The organism is Comamonas sp. B-9 (genome assembly GCF_000410635.1).
GTDB lineage: Bacteria > Pseudomonadota > Gammaproteobacteria > Burkholderiales > Burkholderiaceae_C > Comamonas.
On record NZ_KE148604.1, the window covers coordinates 288 to 4,369 of the forward strand.

The 4,082-nt window shown below is 67.8% G+C and carries 5 protein-coding genes; 2 read left to right on the top strand and 3 right to left on the bottom strand.

Features of this window, described 5'->3' with window-relative positions; all coding sequences use genetic code 11:
- The 3 genes from H928_RS31670 to hemH all read right to left on the bottom strand — a co-directional run.
- Positions 1 to 369: Lon-like protease helical domain-containing protein (locus H928_RS31670; RefSeq protein ID WP_204366321.1), on the bottom strand; the 369-nt coding region annotated here is incomplete at its 3' end.
- 93 nt (positions 370 to 462) lie between these two features.
- Positions 463 to 930 (bottom strand): GNAT family N-acetyltransferase, encoded by a 468-nt coding sequence (locus H928_RS0115840; protein WP_021027390.1) that lies wholly within the window; start codon positions 928 to 930, stop codon positions 463 to 465.
- 46 nt (positions 931 to 976) lie between these two features.
- A complete protein-coding gene (hemH, locus tag H928_RS28225; protein ID WP_021027391.1) occupies positions 977 to 2,026 on the bottom strand; it encodes a ferrochelatase in 1,050 nt (349 codons plus the stop codon).
- Between the two features lie 129 nt (positions 2,027 to 2,155).
- Between hemH and H928_RS0115850 the strand changes: the two genes are divergently transcribed.
- Together H928_RS0115850 and H928_RS0115855 are read left to right on the top strand one after the other, a co-directional pair.
- Positions 2,156 to 2,899 carry an HAD-IA family hydrolase gene (locus H928_RS0115850; protein WP_027011011.1) on the top strand — a complete coding sequence of 248 codons (744 nt, stop codon included), beginning with the start codon at positions 2,156 to 2,158 and terminating at the stop codon, positions 2,897 to 2,899.
- 126 nt (positions 2,900 to 3,025) lie between these two features.
- Entirely contained in the window at positions 3,026 to 4,000 is a 975-nt protein-coding gene (locus H928_RS0115855; protein WP_021027393.1) for a quinone oxidoreductase, read from the top strand.
- Positions 4,001 to 4,082 lie beyond the last annotated feature (82 nt).

Below are 4,082 nucleotides of genomic sequence, written 5' to 3' on the forward strand. Positions count from 1 at the left end.
AGCGGGCAGGCGCAGCGCCTGGGGGCGCTCGGGCACGGCAAAGTTGTGCACAAAGGCGATATCTTGCGCAGCAGGGCGGCGCTGTGCCTCGGCCTGCATGGCCTGGCGCAGCAGCGAGGTGCGGCCACTGCCTTCTTCGCCCAGCACAAACAGGTGGTAGTCGGGCGGGTCCATCGCCAGGCCAAACTCGGCCGCCGCCTGGGCGCGCTGTTGGCCGATCCAGGAGAAGGGCTCCTGCACCAGCTCGGCCGTGCTGGCAAAGCCCAGCTGGGCCGGGTCAATGCGCAGGCGCAGCTCGTGGGCCTGCAGCAGCTCGGCGCAGAGCAAGGAGGCGGCAGATCGGGAAGGGGTCAATGGCGTGTCGGACAAGGGAATCTTTTTTTAGAAGGCCACAGGCGCGCGGGGCGGCAAGGGCCTTGTGGTGGGTCAATGTGGCTGTCTGGGCAAGGCGAAAGCGCTGCGCTACAGCGCCAGCCGCATGATGTGCTGCGGGCCATAGCCGCCGCCCAGGTACAGCTCGCCGGTGTCTGCAAAACCGCACTGGCGGTACAGCGGGATGGCGGCGGCGTTCTTGCAGTTCACCGTCAGGAACACGGCTGTGGCGGCCATGCCTTGCGCCTGCAGGTAAGCGGGCAGCGCCTGCAGGCTGCGCTTGGCCAGGCCCATGCCCTGAAAGCGCTGGTCGACAAAGAAGCTGCGCAGGCCCAGGCTGTCCGCCGAGGCAAAGGGGTAGCGCTGAGCGTAGTCCTGATCCATCAGGAAAAAGCCGGCGATCTGCTCGCCATGGCCGATCAGGTGGGCGCTGAGCCCCGGGTGGAGCTCGGCCAGCGTCTGGGCCATTGGCGCAACATAGGGCTGCTGCGCCTCATGCAGGGACAGGGCCAGCACGCGCTCGCGCTGCTCGGGCTGGTAAGGGGACAGGAGGGTCATAGGCTACGGTCTCGGGCAGCGTGGGGCGGGCGTTGTGCGGCTGGGCTCAGCGCGGCTGGGGCGGCGGGGCGCCGGTGTCCCAGCCTTGCAGGTGCTGCAGGGCCAGCTCGCGCAGCGCCTGGATCCAGCGGGGCTGGTCGTTCAAACAGGCAATGTAGTCGAACTGCTGGCCGCCTGCATGGACAAAGGCTTCGCGCACCTCCTGGTTGATCTCTTCGAGCGTCTCCAGGCAATCGGCAGGGAAGCCCGGGCACATCACCTGCACATGGCGCAGGCCTTGCTGGGCCAGCGCGATCAGGCTGGGCTCGGTATAGGGCTCCAGCCATTTTGCCTTGCCAAAGCGCGACTGGAAGGTCAGCAGGTACTCGCTCTCGGCCAGGCCCAGCTCGGCGGCCAGCAGGCGGGCTGTCTCCTGCGATTGCTGCTGGTAGGGATCGCCCAGGCGCACATTGCGCTCGGGAATGCCATGGAAGCTCATCACCAGCTTGGGCGCGCGGCCGTCGATCTGCCACTGCTTGTGCACGCTCTGGGCCAGCGCCTGGATATAGCCCGGGTCGCGCTGGTAGCTGCGCACAAAGCGGATCTCGGGGATGTCGCGCGCGCTGGCGCACCAGGCGTTGACGGCATCGACCACGCTGGCCGTGGTGGTGGCCGAGTACTGCGGATAGAGCGGCAGCACCAGCACACGGCGCACGCCCTCGGCCTTGAAGGCATCGAGCTGGCTGGCAATCGAGGGATTGCCATAGCGCATGGCCGGCCGCACCAGCACCTGGTGGCCTGCTTCGCCCAAAGTGCCACGCAGCAGCTTGGCCTGCTTCTCGGTCCAGACGGCCAGCGGCGAGCCCTCGGGCATCCAGACGCTGCGGTACTTGGCCGCCGACTTGGCCGGCCGGGTGCGCAAAATGACGCCATGCAGTATCGGCTTCCAGACCAGCGGCGGGATCTCGACGACGCGCTGGTCGCTCAGAAACTCGGCCAGGTAGCGGCGGGTGGCCGCGGTGGTGGGCGCATCGGGTGTGCCCAGGTTGCACAGCAGGATGCCGGTTCGGTCAGGGAGGGGTTGGCCAAGAGGCTCGGGTCGAAAGCGTGAAACCATGGCTGGGATTGTCGCAGCTTGGCAGCGGGCCCCCATGCATACCCCTGGGCGCAGCGGGCCCGCGCGCACTTGTCGGGCAGCGGACGGCTGCGGCGCGCCGGGCGGCCGCGATCCGCTATGCTGGGCGCCATGCTCGATCTCTCCCGAATCCGTGCCATCAGCCTTGACCTGGATGACACCCTCTGGCCCGTGCTGCCCACCTTGAAGGCGGCCGAGGCCGCACAGCACGCATTTTTGCTGGACCATGCCCCTGCCACGGCGGCGCTGCTGCAGGACCCGGCCGAGGCCCAGCGCATCCGCCAGTCGGTGCGCGATGACTTTGTGCACCTGGCGCATGACATGACGCATTTCCGCCAACAGTTCATCCGCCGCGCGCTGCAGCAAAGCGGTGGCGATGAAGCGCTGGTCGAGGCGGTTTTTGCCCAGTTCTTTGCCGCCCGCAACCGGGTGACCTGGTTTGCCGAGGTCGAGGATGCGCTGGCCTGGCTGTCCTCGCGCTACCCGCTGGTCGCCGTCTCCAACGGCAATGCCCAGCTCGACCTGGTGGGCCTGTCGCCCTGGTTTGTAGCCAGCACCAGTGCGCGCGAGGTCGGGGTGGCCAAGCCGGATCCGCGCATTTTTGCCGCTGCTGCCGAGCGTGCAGGTATCGATCTGCCCGCCTTCTTGCATGTGGGCGACGACGCCGAGCTGGATGTGCAGGGCGCGCTGGCCTGCGGCATGCAGGCCGCCTGGGTGCAGCGCCAGGAGCTGGACCACCACCAGCGCAGCGAAGCAGGCCTGGCCTTGCGCTGGCCCTTGAGCAGCCCCCCGCCCCAGGCGCTGGTGCGCAATCTCAGCGAGCTCTGTGGTCTGCTGGGACGGCCCGCTGCCTGATCGCTGGGTAGCGCCAGCGCGGTGATTGCTGCATCCACTGCAGCTATCTACTGTATGGCGCACTATTTATCTGTAGCCATGCAGGCTCTAAGCTGGCGCCATCGACAAAACCGCAAGGAGTGATGCATGGCGCAAGTGATTCGTTTGGCAGCAGCCGGTGGCCCGGAATGCATGCAGCTGCAGCAGCTGGAGCTGGCCGCACCCGGCCCGGGGGAGGTCCTGCTCGCGCAGGAGGCGGTGGGCGTGAACCCGCTTGATGTGCTGCAGCGCAAGGGCCTGGCGCCCATCCCGCTGCCATCGGGCCTGGGGCTGGAAGGCGCGGGCACCGTGCTGGCGCTGGGCGCTGGGGTGAGCCAGCTGGCGGTGGGCGACCGGGTGGCCTATGCCACGGGGCCCTTGGGCGCCTATGCCAGCGAGCGCCTCTACCCGGCCGAGCGCCTGGTCAAGCTGCCCGATAGCATCAGCGCCGAGCAGGCCGCTGCCGTGCTGTTCAAAGGCATTACCGCGCAGTACCTGCTGACGAGCACCTATGCGGTCGGCCCGGGCACCGTTGTGCTGCTCTATGGCGCATCGGGCGGTGTGGGCCAGCTAATGGCCTCCTGGGCCAAGCACCTGGGCGCCACCGTCATCGGCGTGGTCTCCAAAGCACAAAGCCAGGCACGGGCGTTGGCTGCCGGTTGCGACCAGGCGCTGGTGTTCGATCCCCAGACCCTGGCCGCGCAGCTGCGCGAGGCCACTGGCGGCCGCATGGCCGATGTGGTCTATGACGGCCTGGGCAAGCTGTCCTTTGCCGCATCGCTGGACTGCCTGCGCCCCCGGGGCCTGATGGTGTCCTTTGGCGCCACGACCGGCGCGCCGCCCGCCGTGGAGATGGCCACGCTCAACGCCAAAGGCTCGCTCTATATCACCCGCCCCTCACTGGCTGCGCACACTGCCACGGCGGCCGAATACCAGCAGCGCGCCGCTGCCGTGCTGCAGGCGGTAGCGCAGGGCATCCTCCAACCGGCCATTGGGCGCCGCTATGCGCTCGCCGACGTGGCTGCCGCCCATGCTGATCTGGAGGCGGGGCAGACGCAGGGGGCGGTGGTGCTGCTGCCTTGAAGTAGACCTGTTGCACAGCGTCCAATCAGCAACAGCCAAGTTCCATCGGAAAGTTGTATATGGTAGATTTAAACTATTTACC

What these genes read in the sequence shown, in the direction of transcription:
- H928_RS0115840 (WP_021027390.1), bottom strand. Translation starts at nt 930, where the DNA reads ATGACCCTCCTGTCCCCTTACCAGCCCGAGCAGCGCGAGCGCGTGCTG.
- hemH (WP_021027391.1), bottom strand. Translation starts at nt 2,026, where the DNA reads ATGGTTTCACGCTTTCGACCCGAGCCTCTTGGCCAACCCCTCCCTGAC.
- H928_RS0115850 (WP_027011011.1), top strand. Translation starts at nt 2,156, where the DNA reads ATGCTCGATCTCTCCCGAATCCGTGCCATCAGCCTTGACCTGGATGAC.
- H928_RS0115855 (WP_021027393.1), top strand. Translation starts at nt 3,026, where the DNA reads ATGGCGCAAGTGATTCGTTTGGCAGCAGCCGGTGGCCCGGAATGCATG.